The sequence below is a fragment of the Verrucomicrobiota bacterium genome (genome assembly GCA_039192515.1).
Taxonomy (GTDB): Bacteria; Verrucomicrobiota; Verrucomicrobiia; order Methylacidiphilales; family JBCCWR01; genus JBCCWR01.
In genome coordinates, this window is the sequence record JBCCXA010000005.1 from 95,412 (window position 1) to 121,972 (window position 26,561).

Below are 26,561 nucleotides of genomic sequence, written 5' to 3' on the forward strand. Positions count from 1 at the left end.
GCATAAGATGAGTTTTACTAGTTAGTGGAGTTTTCAATCCGCTCCATTAATCGAAGATGTAAATCCTTTCTTTGGTTCGAAAATTCAGGCAAATCCGCGAGATTGCTATACTGTTGCGGATCCTTTTCCATGTCATAAAGTGTAAAACCTTCTTCGATTTTTTTGTTCCCTGGATACCACATGTAGGCCCACTTATCCGTACGCAATAAATGTCCATTATGAGTCATGGCATAAACATCTTTACGACCGGTTTGTGCGTCTGGATTATCTAACATCTTCACAAGGCTATGCCCCTGCACATGTTCAACTGGTGGTAATCCAGCAAGTTCAACCACGGTAGGATAGACATCTATCAGTTCAACCGGCTGATCACACTGAAAACCCTTACTAAGTCCAGGAGCAGATATAATTAATGGCGAGCGAACCGATTCTTCCCACAGAAATCTCTTTTTCCATAATCTGTGCTCACCCAAAAGATAGCCGTGATCTGACAAAAAAACGACAATGGTCGTTTCCTTCAATTGAAGCTTTTCCAGCTCATCTAATAAACGACCTAACTGTCGATCCATATAGCTGACACACGCATAATAACTGCGATGAATAGCTTGTCGCTCCGCTCGATCTATTTTTAAGTCTTTGCCCTGTGCCTGTTTAGGAATGCCATTGAAGTGATTGTCTGACACTTCGGGGATGACCATGCTTTCTGCTGGGTATGCCACAAAGTCCTGAGCAGGAGCAACATAAGGAAAATGTGGCCTCACAAAACCAACACCAAGAAAAAAGGGCTTCTTATCTTCCGCTCTCAACCTGAGTAGCTCGACTGCTTTATCCGTAGTCATAGCGTCAGGCAAGATTTCGCTGCTATCTTCTGTTTCGACCGTTACCCAGCTACTGCCACCCGGTATTTTTTTTACATCCCCATGAACCCAGTTTGTTTTCCATTTTTCACGCCACTCTGGATAACTCTTAATAGCTTTTGGCGAGGTATGATTTCTAACAAAGCTGCCGGGAGTTAAGGTCTCCATGGCTCTGACATTATAATATTCAACCCAAGAAGAATCGTGATCACTACCACTAGTTCCTTTTATAATATCCCCAGGAACATCCATGTGATAGAGTTTACTCACTCGTGCAGTCCAGTAACCATTTTCCTTAAAGTAGCGAGGCAAGGTGAGAGCATCTTCCTCAAGAGGTTTTCTCAGACTGGTAACGCCATTTTTTTCTGGATATTGTCCCGATAAAATCGATGCCCGGGAGGGACCACACAAAGGATACTGGCAGTAAGCTCTGACAAAAGAAGTGCCTTCACTAGCGAGACGGTCCAGGTGTGGCGTCTTAGACTGAGGATGTCCAAAGCTAGACAAGGCAGAATTCAAGTCATCAGCCACAATAAATAATATATTCGGGCGAACAGCCTTAGACTCCTGGAGCACAATGAAGTTCAAGATTATGATGTAACAACAAATAATCATACGAATATGTTTTTTAAACATATGTATCACCTCCGCCTGATCTCATTTATGAGTCATTCATTCTTGTAAGCAAAAGCATTCGAAAATCCATAACTTGCGCTCCCGGTATATCGGTTGCCTGAAGCCTCAATCTTCCATTTCCTTCTTCCAAGCGAATTTCACCGAGGGTCATGCGGCCCCACTCCTTGTCATATGACTCTTTGCGCTTGACTCTATCCTCTTTCATTCCAATCAAAGGAGAATCGTGAGCTTCCGTAATCTTTCCTGTTAACTCGTTGTCCATAAAACTCAAACGGACAGTGGAGCCAAGATCTTCAGCTTTACAGGTATAGAATATCTCAGCCTTATAAATTCCTGACTGCCCTACTTCACAACGCCATTCAATGGTGTCTTTAGTACTTGTCCAATTAGTAAAGTAGGAGGCATTAGGAAATTTACTCGAGCGCTCTATACCACCTAGCGACTTAGCATCTCGAGCTGGAACCTGAGTCATTCTTGCGCCTGGATGACCAATGATGTAGGACCGCTCCTCAGTTACATTTCCGTATTTCTCTAACATCTCCTGACTCCATGCCTTTGCCTTATCTTCGAGCATTTTTACAACCTCAGGCTTTTGCTTATTGATTGGACTTTCTTGCCCAAGATCTTCGATCATATCATAGAGTTTACCCTTGCTATCCATACGGTAACGTTGAGTCCTTAATGACACAGTTCCGGGCTTGAATGATGATTGTGATTGATAAAGTATGCGCTCAGGCCACTTTTCGGAACTATCTACCAACAAAGGTTTCAGGCTCTTCCCATCTAGGGGTTTCGTGCCAGAATAATCAATATCCACCAACTCACTTAACGTTGGAAGCAAGTCAATTGCCCCAGCGATATGAGGAATCTTGGTGCCTGGCTGTATTTTGCTAGGCCAACTTAAAAAAAGCGGTGAGCGCACCCCTCCCTCATCGAGCGAACCTTTTTTACCTTTCATACCGCCATTCCACCTCTTGCCATTGGGACCGTTATCATTGAAATATAGTATGATGGTATTGTCCCTTAACTTTAGCTCCTCAATTTTCTTTACAAGGCGCCCAACGTTCCAGTCTATGTTTTCTACCATTGCATACGCCGCACAAGTGTGTGCACCTAAATCGTCCTGCATTTTCTCAAATTTATTCCACCATTTGTCGGGCACTTGCATAGGTGAATGGGGGGTATTAAAAGCTAGATAAACAAAAAATGCCTCTTGTTTATGATTCTCTATATAGCTCATAGCTCGTTCAGTTAAGTCATCCGTTAAATAACCACTTCCGGTCACAATCTCGCCATTATGGTCGAGCATGGGACTGTAATAATGGGCCCAATGCCCGGAACAAAACCCATAGAATTCATCAAATCCACGTGCATTTGGATGGTAAGGGTACTGCATTCCATTGTGCCACTTTCCGAACGCGGCAGTTTTATAGCCCGCGCGTTTAAAGATGTCGGAAATGAACATTTCATCCGTGTTTAATCTCTCCTTCCCTCTTGTGACACCTCGAACACCTGTCCTCTTAAAATAACGTCCCGTTAAAAATTCTGCACGCGTTGGAGCACAAAGAGCACACACGAAGAAATGGTCAAATTGCACTCCAGACTCAGCCAGCTTGTCTAGATTGGGTGTACTTATATGAGGATTTCCATGTATAGAGAAATCTCCCCAACCTTGATCATCCGATAACATCACCACCACATTAGGCGGGCTTGCAGTGCTAGCGCTGACCCCACCAATGGATAGAGTAGATACAAAAAATAAACTTATCTTACCGAAACTAACAGCCAACTGAAGAAGATGATTCATAAGATGATTGGTCCTTTGAGCACATACTAGGAAGCACAGAAAGTTAAGGCAACTAGTGAATGTGAAAGCCTATGGTTTGAGTCATTGTAGTAAAAAGTAAATCAGCTTTTTAGGAAGCTACAGCAAGCATTGATTTACTACTTCCTCACTTGCTAAATAGTTGCTCCAGTATCTTAATTTGTATCTCCTTGTGTTCAGACGCATCATCTTAACCGATCCCATGCCTCAACATTCTGTGGCATGGGCTAACTCGTTTTATTCTTTTTCTTTTTCCTATCTGGAAATTTCCCAGGCTCTAGCGGTGGTAGTTCATACTTATCTCTTAAGCTGTCAAGCTCTTGATGCAAGCGCTTTATGACTTCAGCATACTCAGGATTGCTATATTGGCTTTGCATTTCATTAGGATCTGTTTCTAAATCGTACAGCTCCCATTCTCCTAGATCATAAAAATTGATCAACTTGTAGCGACCATCATAAACCCCCTCATGACGTTTGACGCTATGAAAACCAGGAAATTCATAGTAATGATAGTAAAGATTTTTACGCCAGTCTTTAGGTGTGGCCCCTTTGAGAATCGGAACCATGCTTCTACCTTGCATATCCTCCGGTTGCTCCAAGCCAGCAATGTCCAAGAAAGTCTGTGCAAAATCAAGGTTTGAGACTAGATCTGAATTGCGGGTGCCGGGCTTGGTAATACCTGGCCAGTGAACAATCAAAGGCGTGCGAAAGGATTCGTCATACATAAAACGCTTATCAAACCATCCATGTTCACCCAGATAAAAGCCCTGATCAGAAGAGTAAATAAAAACTGTATTCTCTGACAGTTTTAATTCTTCTAAATGGGCCCTGAGTTCCCCTACCGAGTCATCTACAGATTTGATGCAACGTAGATAATCCTTAAGATACCTCTGATATTTCCAACGAACGAGTTCCTTACCCTCAAGCTTAGCTTCTATCATCTTTTTATTCTTTGGGTCATAAGCGGCATTCCATTTACTTAGTTGCTCAGGACTCATTCGCTTTAAAATTCTCTTGGTAAGAGGTTTTTTAGCTTCCTCGAATTCCTTGACTTTCAGGTCTTTGCCCCACTCCATTGTAATAGCAATAGACATATCCTGTTCGCGCGCGGCCGTACCTCTGCCCGAGTAATCGTCGAATAATGTATCAGGCTCGGGAATGCTTACATCATCAAATGCATTTAGATATTCTAAAGCAGGTGACCACTCTCTATGAGGAGCTTTATGTTGGACCATTAGTATGAAGGGTTTATTAGGGTCTCTTTCCTCACTGAGCCACTTAATGGCCTTTTCAGTAATAATGTCCGTCACGTAACCATTTACTCTGTATTTCCCATCCTCTTTGATAAAATCTGGATTGTAATAGTGCCCCTGACCCGGCAATATATCCCAATGGTCGTATCCTTGGGGTTTGCTTACCAGATGCCATTTACCAATGATCGCTGTTTGATATCCTCCCTTTTGAAATAATTTTGGAAAAGTCTGCTGAGAACCATCAAAACGTACTTCGTTGGTCTTAAAGCCGTTCAAGTGGCTATGCTTACCTGTCTGAATAACGGCTCGGCTAGGCCCGCAAATTGAATTCGTTACCATGCAACGTTGAAACAAGACACCCTCATTGGCGAGTTTGTCGAAATGCGGAGTCGGGGCTATCTCGGCCAATCGTCCACCATAGGCACTTATTGCTTGGGTCGCGTGATCATCAGTAAAAAGAAACACAATGTTTGGCGCCCCCCCTAATACAGTAAGAGGGACTAAAAGCAGTATTAAACTAAGCTTCATCATTTTGCTGGACATAGATTATAGTCTGCAGTGCCTTAGCTTTTTTGCCATTAAGATTGTTCAATAAGTTTCTTAGTCGCTAATACCCCCTCGACTGGGCCAAGATTTTTACCTTCATACTCAATGGCAATAATTCCATTATAGCCGGTATCATTAATGATCTTCATTAACCTCGGGTAATCGAAGCCTTCAGCAGAACCATCTTCATTGATATTATGCGTTTTGGCAGAAATGGCTTTGGCGTATGGCATCATATCTTCAGTTCCTTGATAAATATCTGTCCCCTTCATTTTTCCAAAATCAGGCATGAGCCAGCAATGATCGTGACCAAAAGTCTTAACGAGGTTGGCTAGAAAAGCTCCAGAACGTGAATGTTTTATCGGCATAGGCTCGATGACCAATATCTTATCTTTTGATTTTGCGTAATCTGCCAATGGCTCCAGAGCTGTAATAATTTTTTTGGTAGCTATATCCTCATCCGCATTCGGGTCAGCTCTAACAAAAATCCGCACAAATTTAGAATCTAGAGTCTCTGCAGCATCAACAGCCCACTTGTGCATAGAGCCCTTAGCTCGCAGCTTTTTTTCCTCATCTGGCCTGCAGTCAACAATTTGCGCCATAACCAGAAAAATTTCGGACCCGGATTCATCTGCTGCTTTTTTAAGGTTAGGCAGAAAGTCTGCATCATCTTCCCATCCCTCAGGAAATCCGCCTGTCCAGACATCAATCTTGGTAATACCAAATTTTTCTTTGGCAAAGGCTGGGTAATCCATGGCCGTTAGCTGGCCAGATTTAAATAACTTGCGCAATGAGTACATGGACAAACCTACTTCATAATCAGCAGATCTAGATTGTGTAGGAAGTAGTAATGACCATACAACTAACAGTCCTAATAGAGTTTTTTTCATAAGATCGTTTCGCAGTCGTGTTTCATAGATACGCAATTTGTAGACTAAGCTAGAATATCAACCCGGCAAGAATTCTTTGCGATACTCATACTGACTTTTTAATAACTTATTCGCTTCAGGATTATTGACGAAGACTTTTTTATCAGGATCGAATGTAAGAGGACCTTCCACGACCATGGCTATCACTCCCAAAAGAGCCGCGGCTGTAAAGTCAGCAGCATAATCAACAATGTTGGAGCCAGGCTGCTTGTTGTCCTTGATAGCCCGCAACCACTCTGAGAAGTGATCGCCCTTAACTCGAGGCAGGGTTTTGGGTGGAAACGCCTTGTCGCTTTTTAGTTGATTAAAATAGTCTACAGGAAAAATTCCTATACGTCCCCCATAGATGTCACACTTCATCGTCCCTTTCGAGCCGACAATAAGAGTGCCCGTAGTAAGCGGCTTCATAGATTTGTCTCCCTTGCCCTTTCCTTTACCACCAAAAAACTCTTGGGGTACGTGTGGAACATCCTCCGGCAGAAGCTTTCCATCCATCCAGTGAAGTGTAACAGGCTTACCGAATTTAGTTACAAATTCGAAGTCTATCTTAGATTTTTCAGGAAATGCAACCGGCGTGACCTTACCTTTCACCGCTTCAACTCGAGTAGGGAATTTCAATCCAAGTGGTGTGTAGGAGGCATCCATACAATGACAGGCAATATCGCCTATGGCACCACAGCCATAATCTATAAAGGCACGCCAATCAAAGGGGGCTATCCCACCGCGGTAATCCATAGGCTTTGCCACGCCCTGCCATAAATTCCAATCAAACCCATCGGGAACCACACCTGGCTGATTGAATTGATCCATGCCCTGGGGCCAAATAGGCCTATTTGTCCAATGATAAACTTCTTGCACATCTCCGATGAGACCTGCATCGATCCACTCCTGAAATAAACGAACTCCCTCCCTGGCATGGCCTTGATTACCCATCTGCGTAATGACGCCTGTCTCCTTGGCCACTTGCTTGATATGCATTGCCTCCTCAAAGGTTCTTACTAGAGGCTTTTCCAATAAAAGATGTTTACCCTGAGCCATAACCCAAAGACCTATTGGATAGTGCATATGATCAGGGACTGCGACGGACACTGCATCGATCTCTTTCCCCATTTTGTCAAACATCACTCGATAGTCTTTAAAGCGAGGAACTTCCGGAAATTTAGAATAGGTTTCTACTGCGGTTTTGTAGTTCTTAAAACCACTAGGCTTGGTGTCACTTGCCTCATTAACGTCACAAAATGCCACTAATTCCGCATGCTTTTTTAGTTGAGTGACATGCACATTACCACGACCTCCTACGCCTATCACTGCGACTCTAACCTTATCCTGGTTTAAATTCTCAGCTTTAATGATGGAAGGAAAAAACAATGAGCAAGCACCCACTTTCGTACTCGTCTTGATAAAATTTCTTCTATTTAGCATCGAATCTATCATACACTATTAATTCTATTTCTTCATGACACCATGCGACAAAAACACAACATGAAGCGACAATTTAAATACTTGGTACTGCTACTTTTTGCGGTTATCCCCCTTGTTACTCTATCGCTTCAACTACATGCCGCTGAGCTCTACAACCCTACAGTTAGAGACCCGCTGGAGGAACCATGGCGTTTTAAGCATGAAGAGATACTAAATGGTATCGGAGCAAACTGCATGGCAGAAGCTCGCAATGGCCTCATGTGGTTCGGGTGCTCAGGTGGTCTCATACGTTACGATGGACGGAAGACCGATTTTATTCCTCTTAGCAGTAATATTCTTGAAGACATTAAGCCAAGATCTGAGAGACCTACCATTAAAGAAATTCTAATTATTGAAAAGGGCATCTTAGCGCTCACAAATTATTCATTAGTTTTGTATAAAGATAATAACTGGCGCGTCATCGTTCAAGACACAGGAGCATCGCCCTATCATTCTTTACTCTTGCAGGCTCCTGACCAAAATATCTGGCTGCAGACTTCCGAAGCTTTATGGCTTATCAGTCCTGATCTAGAAAACACCTGGCGTGTTATAGATACTACTCCAACGCTCCCTTTACTTGCAATGTGTCTAGACCCCTCCGGAGATATCTGGGTCGTCCAAAAAATCGCAAAACTAAAATCCCAATTCATACGCATACCTGTAAAAACCGGCCTGCCGAAAGAAGAGTCGGATTGGAAGATTTACGATATCCCATACAAAAACATAGGCAAGTACGCAACCGTAGCTGCTGACCATAACGGCCACCTTTATTATGGTGACAGAGAGCCAGGCACCAAAGTCGAATTGTTTGATCCCACTTCTAACCAATGGCTCCCTGATGAAGGAGACTATCCGTGGCTGGGTCTCAATAAGCTCCTAAAAGCAGAAGACGGAACCATATGGGGCGGCATGAATGGCGAGGTCTACCGTATTGACAACAAGGGCAAACGAACCCTTTATTCAAGGCAGCAACTTCAATTGCCCAAGGTCCCTTTCAAATTACACAAAACAAAAAATAACCGCTTATGGATTCTCAGTCATGTCAACCAGATCTATTCCATAGATATTGGAACAGATGAATGGCTGACTTATGAAAAGCTAAATTTCCAATGTGAATCCGATTCTGGAGTTCAATGGTTCCTTACCACCGGCAATCGAATCGTTTCACACAATGCACACACAAAGAAATGGTTGCTCTACGACAACAAAGATCATGGATTAGAGCAAATAACGGTCCTATTAGCCTCCAGTCACGGCTTATTATGGGCCGCTGGGAGTCACAAGGGCGAAGCAGCCATTAGCACTTTTGATGGAGAGAAATGGACGATTGATCAACAAGAGGGATTTGCTCGATCGATAAGTCCAAAATCTGCCTTTGAAGCAACTGATGGAACGATCTGGTTTGGAGCAGGGGATACCCGACTTTCAAGCGAACCACTTACTGGAGGAGCCATAAGATATAAAGTGCTGAAAGATAATAAAGTTCAATTCTTGGCCCACTATCAAACCCCATCACTACCGCATTCCCTCTATTCTATTGCTCAATCCGATCCTGACACCATTTTAATAGGCTCTGACGGCCTTTATACATTATCTCTGAAAACAGCCTCGACAGAACTCATTAAGCCCTACCTCGAGGAAGGCAACAAAACAGTGGACTTGCTATTGGATGAAAACGAGCATTTATGGATAGGCACCGAGACTCATGGCATTTACCAGGTAACTCAAAACCAACAGATCCGCTACATGATGGGAGATAATTTAGCCGGCCACAAACTAGTGGACTTGCTTGGCTTACAAGACAGATCAATCCTAGTATCCACCGACCAAGGGGCAAGCCGATTCGACGGAGTATCTTGGACTTCGCAAGTCTACCCAAAGTCATTTGCTATGACTGAACATCTTAGTCGCTTGGGTCAAGGCCATGATGGAAGCATTTGGTTTAGCTTCAGTAGAAGAGAGGTAAAATCAGCACTTGATTTGATTAGCAATAACAGGTCTTCACGAAGTATTCGGCATCGCCCTGAATCAAACCCACCAGACACCTTTATCACAACCTGGCTTGAACATGTCTCTCCACCCGGAAACTGTCACATTGAATGGTCAGCAGTGGATTTTGAATCAATGACTCCCTCCAGCAAACTGCAATATTCTTGGCGGTTAGACGGACTTAATTGGTCCGCATTTTCTAATAAAAAGGGCAAAACATTTGTAAACCTAAAACATGGCGACCATGTCCTTGAGGTACGTTCACGCGACCTAGCATTCAATATAGATCCCACTCCGGCAAAAATAAGCTTCTTTGTTGAACCACCTCTATGGCTGCAGCCGTGGTTTACTCTTTTGATTTTACTTCTGACTGGAGCAGCTACCTCGCTTGTATGGATATGGTTTTATTATCACGAAAAGCGTCTGAAAGACCGCGCCCAACATCTCGAAGAAATGGACCGTATTAAGACCAGCTTCCACATGAATCTTTCCCACGAACTCATGACTCCCCTCACCGTCATTAAAGGGCCTTTAGATGATTTAGAACAAATAGAAACCGATAGAAATAAACTAGACTTAATATCCATGGCCAAGCGCAGCGCTGACCGTATCTCCACTTTGGTAACACAGCTCCTCTATTTTCGCAAACTTGAACAAGGCAAACTAACTCTCGATCTAGTGAAAGGAAATTTCAACGAGAGGGTACAAGAAGCCGTTAATTTGATGAAGCCTTTAATCGACCGACACCAACTTCATTGTCAGCTAAGAGCAAAAGATACGATCACAGGTCTTATTGATAAAGACAAACTAGAAAAGATTTTAACAAACCTCATACATAATGCGATCAAATATACCTCCCCCGGCGGAACCATACTCATTAAATTAGAAACCAAGCTGGACAAATCAAATAAGGAAAAAAGACTCACACTCTCCGTTGAAGATGACGGAGTAGGCGTTGAAAAACAACATCTAGAAAATATCTTTAATCGCTTTTATCGAGCATCAAGTGACCCCATTATTGAGGGCTCTGGAATAGGCCTCAATTTAACCAAGGAACTCGTGGAGCTCTGGGGAGGCAGAGTCTATGCCGAGAGTCCTATCCGTGAACACCCTGATAAACCAGGCGCTCGTTTTGTTGTTGAATTACCGTTACTTTTTTCTGGGCACGCTGCTCTATCCAAGAAACATGAAAACTTATCCTAATGACAACGTCCATACGGTTATTCTTTTGGTTGAGGATGACCTGGATATCCGTAGCTACCTCAAAATGGGGCTCAGCAATGAGTATAAAATTGTTGAAGCAGAAAATGGTCAAATCGGCATGAAGCAAGCCCTTGAGCACATACCGGATCTAATCATTACGGACGTTATGATGCCAGGAATGAATGGTACAGAATTATGTCAAAGACTAAAAAGCACTCCAGAAACTTCCCACATACCCATTATCATGCTAACGGTTCAATCTTCCGATGATGATCAATTAAAAGGCCTCTCTTCGGGTGCTGACGACTACATTACTAAACCATTCAATCTCTTGATATTGAAAGCTCGCATATCCAACGTTCTCAAGTCGCGGCGACTTCTACGTGAACAGTTAAAAGAGCAATATTTGACAGGTGAACAACAACTATTCATCGAAAATACGAATGACAGAGCCTTCTTTACGAAAGCAAACCAGATCGTCAAAGACCATTACAACGAACCTGACTTCAATCCTCGCAATCTAGCCGACCACTTATCCATGAGTTTGCGATCCCTTCAAAGAAAACTCAAAGCCACACTAAATCAGGCACCTGCGGAATTCATCAATGAATTCAGGCTCCAACGGGCAGCTGAACTTCTGCTCACAACGAATACGAACATCACAGAAATAACTTTTTTAGTTGGCTTTGAAGAAGCCAGCAGTTTTTCTAGAATGTTTAAGAAGCGCTACGGCAAAAGCCCCAAACTTTACAAACAGTCTTACTTATCATCTGACGATGCCTAGCTCATGATCCAGGCCTAGAGTCCATTTAAACCGAAGGATGTCATAGAAGTTGAAGGAGATGCGCAAAATCTTGTGCTCCAAGAGGAAGAGAGTGAAAGAAAATGCATCAAACAGGTGATACCTCTTGGAGAGTCTATGTTTCTTGAGGCCAAGATCTTCTGCGAATCTTTAATTGTCGATGACATGATCGTTTTTAAATTAAAGACCTTGGTAAGCACTTCCTGTAACAGTAGCAGATTCGGTATTCCGAAATTTAATCTCTCCACCATTTACTTCGAATGTTGCTTTACCATATTGGCTTTCAACCATGCCTTGTTTTAAGAAAATACTTGCCCCCTTCATCCGAACGCCGACATCAATATCTTTGCGTCCATAAAATTTTGGTTGCACCATGGTGATGGGAGCTTGTTTCGAAACAGTTGGTTCGATTTGCATGACCAAACCTTTTTGCAAATTGCCCGCCGGTATATCCTCTGGCTTGGCATAGGGCAACCTAGTCATGGGGTTGAAACTAAAATTTACTAGGCTCACTCCTTTATCTCCGAGAGCCTTGATCCAGGCACCCCAGCCTGCTTCACTACCACCTATAAGGATATTGGCATTTCCACCGCCTGTTCCATCATGGTCAACGAAGTCAAATGCCCGCGTGGCTCCATTTGTAAAAAAAGCTGTTATCTGCTCATTTGCACCACTTCCTATGGTAATAGCGCCAGCTCCGCGCAAATTGGGAATGAGACTATATTCTGTCCCACGAAAAACTTGCTTCGTACTTGGCTTGTTATCAGCATCTCCGGGAATTTCAAATACGAAACCTGCTCTCTTAAGCTTTCCACTCTTATGTCTTACTTCAACAGAAGAGCTGAGTGTCCAATCTTGAGGCCTGATATGACAATTGTCTATCCAACCGATCGTTTTGCTCTTGCCAACTTTAAAAGCGATATTAAGAGCGGATCCGCATACTCTTGAAATGACATGTTGGTCACTATCATGAGTTGCAAAATCTATGGCGTTATAACAGTTTCCAAGAAAAACGCGTTGCACCCAACAACGCGGGCCCATTCCTTGAATAGTCCATGGATAAGGCTTGACGTCTTTATAAGACTGATGTGGATACCAGATAGCCAACCCTGCAATCCCAGAACCCCCTAATGCCTGTGAAGACTCCAGACGGATGAACGGAGTATTATCAGGCTTGCCGCGATCCTCCTTAATATCAGCAATAATGAGCGTTCTGGATTGAACCCCTCGAGGCATAAAATCGTTTACTCCCCTAAGCTCCACTCCTGAAGGCACACGGATAGGCTTGGTCAGCCTATAACGCCCCTGTGGCAAGTAGACCGTACCGCCTCCATCCTTACCAGCTTGATTCAAAACTCTTTGAAGAGCCTGCGTAACATCATTTGTACCATTAGAGGACACCCCAAAAGGTGCATTTGTAGCAACATACAATGCCTTTGGTCCAACGCGTGCAGGCAACCTATCAGGAATATCTTTGATTTCAGGAGGAGATTTTCCCAGATTTTTTGAAATTGTATGATCGACCACATTTAAATCTTGATTGGGCAAATTCAGATCAGGCGATCCCGCAAATTGATTACCTACCAGATGAATAAGGGGATATCGGCTATTCTTATCCTTTCCCCTTCCTTTACGGACTCCTTCTCCTTGATAGCGAATATGGTTGGCTGGATTTTTAAAAACAGAATCATAAATATCTAATGATCCGTTCACTGAGTCGATCGCGTAATGATTGTCGCCATCCCCCCAGCTCTCAAAAGCACATTCTTGAAGATTGACAACTTGACGATAGGAACCATCCATAAAAATGTTTGTTCCAACGCCATTGAATCTGCAATTATACATACGTAGGTTCGCCTGATCGTTTGCCAAGCCAAAAGGTCTACCACTTTTACTTAACTTAGCCCAATCTGAGTCCCACCCTTCGTTATCCATCTTCATAAGAACGCCATAAGTGTTGGCATTGATCGAGCTGTTAGTAATATACATTCGGTGGTGTGAGCCACCGCTAAAATGAACTCCTACTTCTACATCCTTGATGTCGATGTCGTACCAATAAGTCCAGCCGTGCGGAGGCATAAACTTTACGCCTGTATGGTAACCTTCTATATCCACATCAATAAAAATTCCGGCATCCTGGCGGTTTAGCTGAATACCAAAAGACTTCATATCAATAAGTGTCTTTGTTAACTCAGACAACTTGGGCGCTGCCTCCAACCCAGATTCACTCCAATACCGGGGCGATAATTTGATATATCGGCAGCGGGGAACAGCTGCTGCTTGCAGCATGGTAAGACCTGTATTCAGAGTTGTCCCATACAGGTTCATAACCGTCGAAAACCCCCCTGTTAAAACTCCCCGGTAGGAATTCACTAGTGTGATATTCTTGATGGCAGCATTTTTTACCAGATGGACTGTTGTTGGGTAAGGAACAACATCAGGGGCTTTCTGCTCTGGGTAAAAAATAGTAAGATCTCGAGCACCGCCTTCATCTGCAGATATAAAAGGCTTTCCTTGAACGTCCCCCCGACCAGCAAAAGCTAGCAAAAGAGTTCCTCCAACTTTTACATCTTGGTCAGTCGGTTTTTTCCAATCTCCACGCAAGGTAACGCCTCTCGGAATAGACAAATTACCTTCAACACGATAGCGCCCCTCTGGGGCAAACACTGTTCCTCCCGTTTCCTCTGCGTCTTTTAAAGCCTGAGCAAAAGATGCTGTAGCATCGGATTGGCCCGTTTTATCAGCAGAATAAGGAGCCTCTGTAACATCATAGGTGATAATAGGCACTAAATCTTCCGTCCCATAGCGCAGTGCCACTTGCCTTGGCTCAGGACCGTCGCCGATTCCTTGAGCACACAGAGCGTTAGCAATGAAAACTATATTGATAAAGCCATATAAAAGAAACTCTCTATTGAGTAATCGAACTTGAAACATCATGAAAATTTTTCTGTTTATTTAAATTAGTTATCATAGAAATCGAGATACGTCACGGACTTTAGCCATTACTCTTAAGAAGAACAAACGTTTACTTTGGTGAATACCAGAGAAGCATTTTTTCGAATTAATGATGAACGCTGACAAACCTTCTGGGCTCCTCAGTCTGAATCCGTGCATCCAGCATCATAAGCTAAGGACTCCTAGACGCTCCGTTTAAACCTGGGTGATGAGGTAGAGACTTAAAGATCTCTAAAAAAATGATGCCTCATAGCCATAGTTCAGGATAGTGATCAAATATCATCCATTTCATCTCGTTTTATGATCTTGCATTTGGGGTCCTAATAAATATTGGTCCTTCCTATCTCGAAAGCAGACCAGTAGAAGAGGCAAATAAAAATCAGCCCCGAAGATTGCTCCTCGGGGCCAAAATAATCAATAAACTCTCAATGCAAATGGAACTACATCTTGGTAAGCGCTTTGTGGCGAGCTTCTATAGCTAACTTCTTAGCCTTACGCTCTCCATGAGTGCTTACGAAAAATTTCTTACAACGCCTTTTTCCAGGTGCAGGACTCCAAGCAGCTTGCCACACAGGATAGGAAATTCCCTTGACTGTATGAAAGGTGCGGCAAACTCCAGGTATTCCGGACTTATTGTTTGATTTTTTAATTTCAGCATAATCGCGGCGCGACATCTCTGGATGTTTCTTCATCACAGCATCGCGGTATTTGACAGCCGCATCTTTAGAGGCCTTTGCAGAGCCGTAGGTTTTATAACCAAAATACTTTTGGTGAACTTCGCCTTGTCTTCTCAACTTGACTAAGATCGCCATATTTTTACCATCTCTTCCCTTAAGGAAGTTAAGGCCATAATTCGCTTTTATTTTTTTCATAGCAATGTTTTCTCTCTCTGTAATAAACTAATATTTAATTCGGAGTCTTTACCATAAACTAAAGTCATTTCTGACACTTAATTGAAACAAACGGAGATAGATTATAACCCAACAAGTAAAACGATGCAAATAGCACCCGAATGAGCCCAAATGTGCTGCAAAAGGGGCGCCTAGAACCTAAAAATGCCTCAATAGCGGAATCAAATTCCGCGAGTGCTCATAATTTCGTTACCATCACCTAGAATAGCAATACGCGGTTGATGCGTTGAAAGGGAGTTTTCGTCCAGCAACACAAAGCTTAGAATGACAACTAGGTGTCCAATTTCCCCCTTGTGAGCTGCTGCGCCGTTCAGACTGATCATCTTGCTGCCTCTCTCTGCGGGTATGGCATACGTCTCAAAACGCTCACCATTGGTAATATTACCTACGAGTATCTTCTCGTATGGTGACATCCCTACCTTGTCCATGAGATTTTCATCTATGGCCATGCTCCCCTGGTAATCTACGGACGCGTCAGTAACGACAGCCCTATGAATCTTTGATGACAACACTTGCTTGAACACTGCCAATAGGTTAGACCGATCTGCTCTACGGTCAAGGTTTGGTCTCAGAGACTCTTAAAAAGTCTCTATTATTCTTTGATTCAGACCCAGAATCCTCTTTTACTTGTCAATGAACCAGCTAGTATTTCACCTCTATGGAATTGGCCAAAGCATATGAGCCCAGTAGTGTAGAAGATAAGCTCTACACTCGCTGGATCGAACAAAAGTCCTTTCACGCTAACCCAGACTCCGAAAAGCCTGCTTATTCCATTGTCATCCCCCCGCCTAATGTCACCGGTGTCCTCACAATGGGACATGTTCTCAATAATACTATTCAAGATATTTTAGCCAGACGCGCACGTATGACTGGACATGAGGTTCTTTGGCTACCTGGGACGGATCACGCAGGGCTAGCCACTCAGTCAGCTGTCGAAAAAGCTCTACGCAAGCCGGATCAGTTACCTCCCTCTGTAAAAGCTAAGTTAGATTCTTTTGCACTTCCCGAAAAAACGAAGCTAAACAGACAAACATTAGGTCGAGAAGCTATGCTGGAGTTGATCTGGGCATGGACTAAAGACCGCGGGGGCATCATCATTGAACAACTCAAGAAACTCGGCTGTTCCTGTGATTGGGATCGTGAGCGCTTTACCTTAGATGATGAGTATTTGAAGGATGTTCAAGAGGTGTTCGTCAAGCTCTATGAAAAAGGCTATATGTATCGTGGTCTACGCATGGTTAATTGGTGCCCCGCCTCGCTTACTGCCATCTCCGATGAAGAAGTTGAGATGAAACCCCAAAAATCCAAACTCTACACCATGCGCTATGAAGTTGCTGAAGATCCCGGACGTTTTTTAGAAATCGCCACAACCCGCCCAGAAACACTTATGGCCGATACTGCCGTAGCTGTGCACCCTGAGGATGAGCGCTATAAAGATCTAGTAGGTAAACACGCTGTTCGACCATTCCCCCAGGCTGAAATCCCCATCATTGCCGATGACTACTTGGACATGGCATTTGGAACAGGAGTACTTAAAGTAACGCCCGCACATGACAAAAATGACTTTGAAATCGGCCAGCGCCACAAATTGCCTGTGATAGATATTCTCACTCCAGAGGGGAATATTCATTGCCCTGAAGTTCCCCAGATACATGGCATGGAGCGGTTTGCTGCACGAAATAAAGCGGCTAAGATGCTAGAGGAGATGGGACAACTGGCAAAAACTGAGGACTATCAAAATCATGTTGGCTATTCCGAGCGCGGGAAAGTTCCTATTGAACCTCGGCTCTCCGAGCAGTGGTTCCTCAAATATCCTAAAATTAAAGAGTCTTTGGATGTCGTCCGAGGTGAGCGACAACTGATTAACTTTTTTCCGGCTCACTGGGAAAAAACCTATGCTCATTGGCTAGAAAATATTCAAGATTGGTGTATTTCACGTCAAGTTTGGTGGGGGCACCGAATACCTGTTTGGTATAAAAAAGATGCCTCGGGTAAAATCATCGAAACCAAAGCATCCATCGACTGTCCTGGATCGTTAGATGATTGGGAACAAGATCCTGATACCATGGATACGTGGGCCTCCTCCTGGCTTTGGGCTTACGCCACGATGGACCAAAAGACCCGCAAAAAATTTTATCCTACATCTGTCTTAGTTACCGGGCCCGACATTATTTTTCTCTGGGTCGCTCGCATGATCATCGCGGGTCTCGAACTGGAGCCTGGAAAGTCTTCGGATCTCTCAGATAACATTGCCTTCAAGGATGTCTATTTCACCGGACTGATCCGCGACAGCAAAGGCAGAAAAATGTCGAAATCACTAGGCAATTCTCCCGACCCTCTCCAGCTCATTGCAAAGTATGGCGCTGATGGCCTACGCTTTGGCCTCATGCGCATTGCGCCAAAAGGCCAAGACATCCGCTTTGACGAGAAGCAAATTGAGGAAGGCCGAAATTTCGCCAATAAACTCTGGAATGCCTGCCGCTTTCGCACTCTCCATGGCCCTATCCATTCCAAAGCTAATCCATTTGCTACCGAGCACAAACTCTCCCCGTACGCTCACCACGTTCTTGCCGAGCTGCACGACTTAATTGAAAAGGTGGAAGAGGCCTTTACAAAATATGAATTTAATACAGTCGGCGCATCCATCTATAGCTTTGTATGGGATACATTCTGTTCGCGCTTTCTAGAAGTCGCTAAAGCAGACTTCGGCGATGAAGGTTCTGAGACACGGAGTGGAACCCTGGCCACCATCGACTTCGCTATTCATCACATCCTTAGACTCCTTCATCCATTTGCCCCATTTATAACTGAAGAGCTTTGGCATGGGCTTGGCTTCGCTGAAAGTCCGACAGATACCATCCTCTTTTTCTCCTATCCTCGTTCAGAAAATAATCCATGCAAGCCAAGCGACCGCAAATTAGCGGAGCATACGAGAAAAATATATCGCAGTGTTGATCTGGGCCGTGGATTACGTGGAGAATTCCAAATTCCAACGAATCAAAAAGTAAAAATGTTACTCCACCCATCCGCAAAGAGCGAACCACTCTCTGAGGGAGATAACCATACACTTAAAGGCCTTTTGAACTTAGAAACTCTTGAGATCACCTCGGAAAGTAATGACAAAATTCCCAGTATTATCACACCCATAGGCGATCTTTACTTACCACTTGAAGGCGTTATTGATATAGAAAAAGAAAAGGCGCGCTTAGAGAAAGAGCTAGCAAAAGCTCAAAATGATTATGACCGTGAAACCAAGAAACTCCAAAACCATCATATGCTTGCTAAAGCTCCAGCAGAAAAAGTTAACGAGTGGCGTGAGCTTGCTCATGCCGCGCAGGATAAGTTACGTAAAATCAAAAAGTCCTTAGAAAACTTAAACTAATTGTGCAATGACTCCCATCATCCATATCAAATCTCTACTTTTTGCTCTTGTCCTAACTTGGGCCATTACTTTACAAACTGCCAAGAGCCAAGACTCTTCATCACAGGTTGATGCCGCTGTCGTAAAAATCATCAATTACTCTCAAAAGAACGATTGGTACTCACCTTGGCAATCTCGTAACGTTCGCAGCGGCTCAGGAAGTGGCTTTGTCATAGAAGGCAACCGCATCATGACCAACGCCCATGTTGTTGCTGATTCTAGAAAGCTACTTATCTTCTTTGAGAAGGATCCTAAACCTTACCCGGCCAAAGCTGAATTTATTGCCCATGATTGTGATTTGGCAATAATCGTCCCGGAAAATATGGAACGCCTCAAGGCTATCAAGCCTCTTGAAATTGGCGAGCTACCTAACATACGCTCGCAGGTCACTACACATGGTTATCCAGCTGGAGGCAACAGAATTTCTACTACCATTGGGGTAGTCTCCCGAATCGAAATCAACACCTATATTCACTCTGGTGTCGACACCCACCTATCCGTTCAAACAGATGCCGCCATCAACCCCGGCAACAGTGGCGGACCTGTTACCAAAGATGGAAAGGTAGTAGGTGTCGCTTTCCAAGGTAATCCGAACCTACAAAACACCGGTTTTTTTATTCCACCACAAGTCGTCAATCATTTCCTCCAAGACATTAGTGACGGAACTCATGATGGATTTCCCAAACTCGCCATTACAACTGACAACATGCAAAACCCATTTGCTAGATCATATGCTGGAATGAAAAAAGAAGACAGTGGCGTCCGCGTAAACATTGTCAAAAAAGGCGGTATAGCGGATGGCCATTTGCAGCGGGGAGATATCCTACTCGAAGCAGACGGCTACAATATTGCGAATGATGGAACTATTTTATGGAATGACCTCCGCCTACAAGCCTCCTTTCTGCTGGACCTGCACCAAAAAAGCCAGTCCCTTTCACTTCGCGTTTTACGGGATGGCGACCACCTAGACCTCGATATTCCACTCGCAAGAAAAAACCCTCAAAGGCTACAACGTGTCCCTCATAATGAAGCGCCCAAGTACTATATATATGGAGGGTTAGTCTTTGTTCCTTTAACGCGGGGAGCTCTTATGACCTACGGAGACAAATGGCAACAAAAAGCAGACTCCGAACTCATCTATGAAGCATACTATAGACCCATTGAAGAGAATTATCCGCTTGATCGCGGCAAAATCATTCTCCTCAGAAGGTTAGACCATGAGGTCAATAACCGTATCTCATGGTATCAAAATGAAGTGATCAAAACAGTAAACGGAAAAGCTGTTTATACTCTCGAAGACTTAGTCGAAGCCATTGAGAGTCATCAAGGACCCCAGCATTTTATTGATTTCGAATACGCAGGCAAATCCCTCGCCTTAGACCGCGAGCTAGCAGATACCTCAGGCCAGGAAATTCTTAAACGCTACGGCATCAACTCAGATAGAAGACTATGAAACACTTATTTATTATTTCCTATGCCCTGTTAGGTTTAGGGCATCAACTCTTTGCTGACGCCACCTATGAAAAGTGTGTGGTAAATATACAAGTTACTTACCAAAGCTGGAACCAATATGAGCCATGGAAAAAGGCTACGCCTAGGACCAGAAGTATTGCTGGCGTGGTCATTGACAACAATCAGATTTTAACAACCGCATACTATCTGGTTGATGCAACATCCATCCGCGCCTTAAAACTGGGTCAACCCAAACATTACCCCGCTCAATTGATCCATAGTGATCCTCAACTCAACTTAGCTATTGTAGCTGTTGAAGACCCTGCTTTCTACAGCGACCTAGAACCTACTAAACTTGCTGAGAGAAGCATTAACAGTGGCACTGCGCTAACAACAAAATGGGATGAAGGTGTTTTAGAGAAAGCGGAATGTCGTTTCATTCGCGCCGAGGTTAATAAAAGCACGACAGGCTATTTTGACACCCTTGAAATCAAGATGAAAACAGATATGACTGGCGGCGGCTGGGCTAAGCCAGTCTTTCATGACAACTCACTCATTGGTATGACCGCGTTTCAAAACAACAAAGACGTCGCATCCATTATCCCTGCCGAACTTATCAACGCGTATTTAGAAATCTTTGAAACCAAGCCCTACCCAGGATTTCCCTCTCTAGGACTAAGCTATCAATTTAATAGAGACCCTGCTTTGTCAAACTACCTAGGACAAGAGGATGAGCAAAAGGGAATTATTGTTCGCCAGTGTTACCCCGGAGCCTCTGCTTATGGCCAGCTACAGCCCATGGACATTATCCTGCAACTAGATGGTCACTCTATCGACGCCAATGGAAACTATGAACACCCCTACTATGGCCGGCTGGATTTCCGGTACATTGCACTAGAAGGACACACAACTGAGGACAGCATCGAGGCTATAGTCTTGCGCAACAAGAAAACAGAAAAGGTTACTATAGCTTTAGAATATTTCTCTCCCAGCGAACCCCTCATTCCTTGGAGTGAGCCTAACAAAACTCCCTATTACTTCATTGCTGCAGGACTCGTTTTTCAAGAGTTTCGGACGGATTTCTTAAGAGCCTGGGGCGACAAATGGAAAAGTCGCATCCCCCAGCACCTACGTATTAAACAAGACTTAAATAAACTCAACCAAACCGAGTCTCAGAAAAAACTTATTATGCTCACTTACGTTTTCCCGGATAATTCCAACATAGGATATCAGGACCTTAAATTCTTACTGGTAGATAAGATTAACCACCAACACATAGATTCCATGACTGACGTGAATCAAGCATTTTCTCAGCCTTTGGACTCTTATCACGAGATCACCTTTCACCCTAATCAAGTGCGAGCAGATATTATTTTAGATGCTACCACAACCGAGGAGACTACCAAACGTATTCTACAAAAATACAACATTCCCCAGAGCATGCGATTACCTGGAGAAGGCTAAGCCATAAACCTCCTCATCCCCCGGCTTATTGAGCTGCCAATAGGGGATACGAAGACTGGTTCTTTTGACTAATTTCCCTCCGTCGCGCTTCTTCCATTCTACGAGTTCGTGGGGTGATGATTTATCAAATAGAAATTGATCCTTGCTCTCTCCTTCAACCAGGACCAGCCAGCCCTGAGGACTATCTTTCACACTTATTTGCACACTCTCAGGTTTAAGGGAATCTGCCTTATTTGTGACCGTTGTAGTCATAAGAAGCGCCGTAAAACTCTTACCATCCTTCCAAGCCATCGTTCGCAATTTCCAGGGCAGTTCATCATAAAACAACAAGTCATCAGGCAGTTTAAGTTTCTTTTCCACCTGATCCATCCCTTGCCAGTAGGTCCTTGCGGTGTAGTTTAGCTTACCTTTTTCAATTCTGCCCTCTTTATAAGTATTTCCACAGCTATCTATGCTAGCTAGGCTAAATTTAATAAGATTTCCGGTCTTCTTATGCCAAAAATTTGAATGCATCTGATAGTAATCATAACTACCTGTCGGAACCTTTATCACCTGATTCAGTTTGATCACCTCATAGGCCCCCTTCTCTCTCCAGTCATCTGCTTTTACCATGGCCTTTGCTGAAAACATTTCTTTCACAAGGATATGCCTTACTTCCGTCTTTCGAGGCATCCCATAACGGACTTCAATCGCATCAAAGACTGAGATCTCAGCCAACCCATCATCCCATAGCTCATCTTCTAATAAGTCCTGAGTAAAAGCCTCTGCTAACACATAAACATTTGAAGCCCATAAGTAGAAAAATAGAAATATGCTACAAACTTTCATCCTAAAAGCTATCACGTGTGCTTCAAAAATCTAATTTCTAGAAGGTATTCTACTAAATTAAATCCTTCATCTAAATCGATCTGGCAGCTCAATTCATTTCCATTTCGCAGACTGCTTTCACCAACTCTGCATATAACAAATAGACTCTTTGGTAAACTCTTCGGGTGACCAGGCAGCAAAAGTCTTGTCTAACGCTGTATCATACGGTCCTCTTTTCATTTCTAAAATCACGGTGTCCTTTTCTAGAACAAGAAACGAATGCCAAATATTCGGCTCAATATCGATCACGCCATTCACTTCATTTGCAGACAACTCTATTTTCTGCTCGATCTCACCTTCCCCAGAAAAGACTATGAATCTCAAAGCTCCCTTCAACAACACCACTGTTTCCGTTGCTTCCTCTCTCGCATGCATATGGGGACGAATATAAGTCTCTGGCTGCATAAAATTAAGCATTCTTTGAACAAGCGCGTCCTGAGTCCGGTGGATTGGCAAAATCACCCGCTTTCTCTTGCTCTGTCGAGATCCCTCTATACCCCTTGCCATCATCTCAGAATTCAAGGCAAAGATGCCACCTGATATATTATCGAAAGCTAACTTCATCAGCTCCATACTCTCACAAAGACCTCATCCGGTCTCTAATGAACAATGAAAACCAGGCATTTATTTCAAAGAACGTTTTAATCATTTATTCCTAGACTTTTCCCTAAAGTGTGTCTTCCGCAGGGGCGATATCCTATTTCATAATTTGTTACCCTTTTGTTGAAATCCACATTGCTACTCACTTGATTTGTCATGGCCATATCGTTAAGTAAAGATTCTGCCGATATTAAAAAAGAGTTAGCTGAAGTATTAAATGGCCCTGCGGACAGCATCGAGCTAACACCTATGCGGACCAGTCAAACCAAAGAATCTTACAAGATCATTTTCAATGATGAACCTCTTTTCGTTAAGCGTTATTTCCAAGGACCGAATCGCACCACAGATCGCCTGGATCAGGAATGGGCCTATCTAACTTTCCTTAAGGAAAACGGAATTTCTAATGTGCCCAGTCCCATTTCCTATTGCCCGGAAAAGGGTATCGGGGTCTATAGTTACATAGAGGGCAAAGCACCGAAACCGAGCGATTTTCAAGCGTCTCTTCTGGATGAGGCTCTAAGTTTCCATCTAGCGGTAAATGTCCACAGACAGGATATAAGCACGGAGGGGCTCACCAACTCACTAGATGCAGCTTTTTCTATTAACGACCACATGGAGCGAGTAGAGCTGCGCATCAGCCGCTTACAATTTATCATAGGCAACTCACAGATAGAGAAGAAATGCAAGAACTTGGTTGAAAGCACCTTAGAACCATTGTGGGCAGATATCCGCGATCACCTGCAAGTAGCAGCCTTATTACTTGGAACCCCCTCAAACATATCTCTTTCCCCTATTGACTACTGCTTATCTCCTGCGGACTTTGGTTTCCATAACTGCATGATTGACTGCTCAGGAAAGCTGTTTTTTGTTGATTTTGAATATGCTGGGTGGGATGACCCTGCACGTATGATTGGCGACTTCTTTCATCATCCTTCCTACCCTCTCCCATACCGCTACCACAAGCGGTTCATGGAGCGAGCGCTAAGCATATATAGAAACCCTGATTGGCACATTGAAAGATGTGCAATTCTGGAGCCAGTCCACATGATCAAGTGGTGTTGCATCTTGCTAAACCCATTTCTCCCTATAGAAGCGACCGGGCAAAACTTACATATCGCAAAAGAAAATCAAGGACAACTCAAAGCAGATCATTTGCTCAAAGCCGAGCAATTGCTCGAACATACCCGAGAAAAATTATCAGAACTCACCTGACAACAGCATTCAACTCGTTTTCTTTAGGTCCCTATGGCATCGCTCGTGTTTCATGATTAAACCCAGAGCTACTATTAGAATAATTTTTTAAATACCGATACAGATCTCTGCTTTTGAGGTAGATCTTTCCAAGAAAGTGCCGCTCCCCTCAAAGGTGCTGTCTCACTATATTTCTTCTTATCATCATCACTTTCAGTATAAACTTTTGAGACTGTTTGCGTAATCCTGGCTGAGCGCTTCACCTTAAACTGAATCTCACAGAGCACGGAGCCTAATTTAATTTCATCCCCCGAATGAATACCAAACTCAAGTCCACGCTCACCATTTACTTCGATGCCATTGGTAGACCCAAGATCGGTGACCTTTAGTAGATGCTTATCCATGGTAAAGACACAATGATGCACAGAGATTGTGACATCGGGGATGATTATTTCACAGCTCGAGGCTCGTCCTACTCGTGTGCGAGAATGCTGAATATAAAAGGTTTCTCCATTCTTTGACCCACTTTTCACGGCCAAGCTAATGGCGCAGTTTTTGAAATCGACCACCTTTTGAATACCGGTCGTTTCACATGACTCTATCAAAAGCTCTTGCGCGCCTTCTTCTTTTAAAACATCATCCTGCTGGTCTAGAAAAAATCCAACTAGCATCTGCTCTACCTCAATATTTAACGAGGTGAAGTTATCCTTTGGCTGAACTCCAGGATCCCAAGTGCAATTCATTTCTTCATTTCTTAGAAATGCCCATAGGGCAGGCAATCCCATTTGCTCCTGATTTGTTTCAGCATGAATGATCCGCCCTTCATCTAAAAAAATGTTTCCGACAAGAAGCCCCTTTACTAGGACTAATTTCCCACTCTCCCTGTTGGACGCTAATCCTTGCAGGCATTCCCCTATATGGTACATCTCTGACATATATTAAGAGATCGGATTGCTCAACTCATTAACAAGATTCTTTTGGATGCTATATGCAACGCTGAAAAAAACTCCTCATCGTAGGAGAAAGACCCTCATCAAACTATAAAATCAGAAAGCTTAAAGAAGGTATTATTTTCTCAATAATAGCCTTATCCTCCTCTATTCATAGAGTTTTACACTTTCTTTAACTTCTTTACCTAGCCATAAGGGCATTAACCGTCCCTTTGAAGTGAGATTTTTGCCGTCATCTTGCAAAAATTAAAGCCCTCAAAACCAACGACCGATATATCCCTTAGACAGCATGATACATCCGCGAACAAAACTACAGAATGCGAAGAGTCTGCAACTGAACCAGACGCCCTCAAAATTACAACTACTACGGGAAGTTTTAGAGGCGGTCATGTGGGAATTCAGCACAATCAAAGAGCAGCGCTGGGAAGCACTTCCAGAGCTTAGCAGAAGAAAACAACAACTCTTAACTCGCATGAGTGAATTCGACTGGACACCCCTTCCTTTAGATAGAGAGAACCCTGAGATCTCCATCATCCGGTCTCAAATCATGGATTTAGAATTTCAAATCAAACAAAATTTAGAAACACACCTAGGTATCATAGAAAATCAGCTCGATGATCTACAGCAACGCCATAGTCGATGGAGAGCAGCAATTGATCCCTACAGGAAAAGATGATTTTTCATTAATACATATCTCCTAGTTAGTTAGTTCATTAGAAGCCGGACCCCCTAAGTCCGGCTTCTTGTCTTATGAATCTATGTCCCAGACCCTCGGTTCAAGTCAAAGAGTCACGAAGGCGGATAATTCGATCATGACAAACCACCGAATACCCACCCTTTGTAAAAAATCATGTAGTTTTTCTAAAAGATTTTATAAGCCTGCTCATAGAAGAGCAACGAAAGGAAGCAGTCAGAGATAACACAAAATGTGTACAGCTCGGTCCGTTATCCTGCGACCGATCTTCACCTACCATCCTCCGGCTCATTCTCATCTGTCATCCCACGGCTTGACCGGGAAAGCGAAAAAGATTTGTGCGGAGCACCATATCGCTTAGATCGGGGTCGGTGTCAGGGGATCAAATTCAGAAAGTTTTGTGCAAAGGATCATGCTTGGACGACAAGATGCATCCTGCGTGCATCGCTTATTTCCCCTGGACCCTCCGATCAAGTCGGAGGGTGACGTAGGGGGGTAGTCGAAGGGATGACGAAGGTGTAGAGGTTGGGTCCACCGACGATGCCAAGTGGGGAG

18 protein-coding genes are annotated in these 26,561 nt (G+C 43.6%); 7 read left to right on the forward strand and 11 right to left on the reverse strand.

Going from position 1 to position 26,561, the window contains the following annotated elements; translation table 11 throughout:
• Positions 1–17 precede the first annotated feature (17 nt).
• The 5 genes from AAGA18_04055 to AAGA18_04075 all read right to left on the reverse strand — a co-directional run bounded on the left by AAGA18_04055 (position 18) and on the right by AAGA18_04075 (position 7,480).
• Positions 18–1,493, reverse strand: coding sequence for a sulfatase (locus tag AAGA18_04055; GenBank protein ID MEM9444505.1), 1,476 nt, complete (start codon positions 1,491–1,493; stop codon positions 18–20).
• 25 nt (positions 1,494–1,518) lie between these two features.
• Positions 1,519–3,300, reverse strand: coding sequence for an arylsulfatase (locus AAGA18_04060; GenBank protein ID MEM9444506.1), 1,782 nt, complete (start codon positions 3,298–3,300; stop codon positions 1,519–1,521).
• A 245-nt stretch (positions 3,301–3,545) separates the two neighbouring features.
• A complete protein-coding gene (locus tag AAGA18_04065; GenBank protein MEM9444507.1) occupies positions 3,546–5,102 on the reverse strand; it encodes a sulfatase in 1,557 nt (518 codons plus the stop codon).
• A gap of 47 nt (positions 5,103–5,149) precedes the next feature.
• Positions 5,150–6,007: a TIM barrel protein gene (locus tag AAGA18_04070; GenBank protein MEM9444508.1), complete on the reverse strand. Its 858-nt coding sequence runs from the start codon at positions 6,005–6,007 to the stop codon at positions 5,150–5,152.
• Between the two features lie 57 nt (positions 6,008–6,064).
• The gene (locus tag AAGA18_04075; protein ID MEM9444509.1) at positions 6,065–7,480 is read right to left on the reverse strand and encodes a Gfo/Idh/MocA family oxidoreductase; all 1,416 of its coding nucleotides are present in this window, start codon (positions 7,478–7,480) and stop codon (positions 6,065–6,067) included.
• Positions 7,481–7,528: 48 nt separating this feature from the next.
• Here AAGA18_04075 and AAGA18_04080 point away from each other — a divergent pair, with 48 nt between their 5' ends.
• Positions 7,529–10,699 (forward strand): ATP-binding protein, encoded by a 3,171-nt coding sequence (locus AAGA18_04080; GenBank protein ID MEM9444510.1) that lies wholly within the window; start codon positions 7,529–7,531, stop codon positions 10,697–10,699.
• Positions 10,683–11,483, forward strand: coding sequence for a response regulator (locus tag AAGA18_04085; GenBank protein MEM9444511.1), 801 nt, complete (start codon positions 10,683–10,685; stop codon positions 11,481–11,483). Before AAGA18_04080 ends, AAGA18_04085 begins: the two co-directional genes overlap by 17 nt.
• Positions 11,484–11,681: 198 nt before the next feature.
• Here AAGA18_04085 and AAGA18_04090 read toward each other — a convergent pair whose 3' ends face one another.
• The 3 genes from AAGA18_04090 to panD form a co-directional block, all read right to left on the reverse strand.
• On the reverse strand, positions 11,682–14,438 hold the full coding sequence (locus tag AAGA18_04090; protein ID MEM9444512.1) for a glycosyl hydrolase family 28-related protein: 2,757 nt from the start codon (positions 14,436–14,438) through the stop codon (positions 11,682–11,684).
• Positions 14,439–14,896: 458 nt separating this feature from the next.
• Positions 14,897–15,328, reverse strand: coding sequence for an AP2 domain-containing protein (locus AAGA18_04095; GenBank protein ID MEM9444513.1), 432 nt, complete (start codon positions 15,326–15,328; stop codon positions 14,897–14,899).
• 200 nt (positions 15,329–15,528) lie between these two features.
• The gene (panD, locus tag AAGA18_04100; GenBank protein MEM9444514.1) at positions 15,529–15,879 is read right to left on the reverse strand and encodes an aspartate 1-decarboxylase; all 351 of its coding nucleotides are present in this window, start codon (positions 15,877–15,879) and stop codon (positions 15,529–15,531) included.
• Positions 15,880–16,025: 146 nt separating this feature from the next.
• Between panD and AAGA18_04105 the strand changes: the two genes are divergently transcribed.
• The 3 genes from AAGA18_04105 to AAGA18_04115 are packed head-to-tail and all read left to right on the forward strand — an operon-like array spanning position 16,026 to position 21,704.
• Entirely contained in the window at positions 16,026–18,749 is a 2,724-nt protein-coding gene (locus tag AAGA18_04105; GenBank protein MEM9444515.1) for a valine--tRNA ligase, read from the forward strand.
• 7 nt (positions 18,750–18,756) lie between these two features.
• Complete coding sequence (locus tag AAGA18_04110) at positions 18,757–20,241, forward strand: trypsin-like peptidase domain-containing protein (protein ID MEM9444516.1); 1,485 nt, start codon at positions 18,757–18,759, stop codon at positions 20,239–20,241.
• On the forward strand, positions 20,238–21,704 hold the full coding sequence (locus AAGA18_04115) for a hypothetical protein (protein ID MEM9444517.1): 1,467 nt from the start codon (positions 20,238–20,240) through the stop codon (positions 21,702–21,704). Before AAGA18_04110 ends, AAGA18_04115 begins: the two co-directional genes overlap by 4 nt.
• Here AAGA18_04115 and AAGA18_04120 read toward each other — a convergent pair.
• On the reverse strand, positions 21,687–22,532 hold the full coding sequence (locus AAGA18_04120; protein MEM9444518.1) for a hypothetical protein: 846 nt from the start codon (positions 22,530–22,532) through the stop codon (positions 21,687–21,689). The two genes, AAGA18_04115 and AAGA18_04120, sit on opposite strands and share 18 nt — an antisense overlap.
• A 117-nt stretch (positions 22,533–22,649) precedes the next feature.
• Positions 22,650–23,135: a WbuC family cupin fold metalloprotein gene (locus tag AAGA18_04125; protein MEM9444519.1), complete on the reverse strand. Its 486-nt coding sequence runs from the start codon at positions 23,133–23,135 to the stop codon at positions 22,650–22,652.
• 192 nt (positions 23,136–23,327) lie between these two features.
• Between AAGA18_04125 and AAGA18_04130 the strand changes: the two genes are divergently transcribed.
• Positions 23,328–24,383: an aminoglycoside phosphotransferase family protein gene (locus AAGA18_04130; protein MEM9444520.1), complete on the forward strand. Its 1,056-nt coding sequence runs from the start codon at positions 23,328–23,330 to the stop codon at positions 24,381–24,383.
• Positions 24,384–24,457: 74 nt separating this feature from the next.
• On the opposite strand, the gene AAGA18_04135 is transcribed toward AAGA18_04130, so the two are convergent.
• The gene (locus tag AAGA18_04135; protein MEM9444521.1) at positions 24,458–25,297 is read right to left on the reverse strand and encodes an FHA domain-containing protein; all 840 of its coding nucleotides are present in this window, start codon (positions 25,295–25,297) and stop codon (positions 24,458–24,460) included.
• A gap of 304 nt (positions 25,298–25,601) precedes the next feature.
• Here AAGA18_04135 and AAGA18_04140 point away from each other — a divergent pair, with 304 nt between their 5' ends.
• Positions 25,602–25,988, forward strand: a complete 387-nt coding sequence (locus tag AAGA18_04140) for a hypothetical protein (protein ID MEM9444522.1) — start codon at positions 25,602–25,604, stop codon at positions 25,986–25,988.
• Positions 25,989–26,561 lie beyond the last annotated feature (573 nt).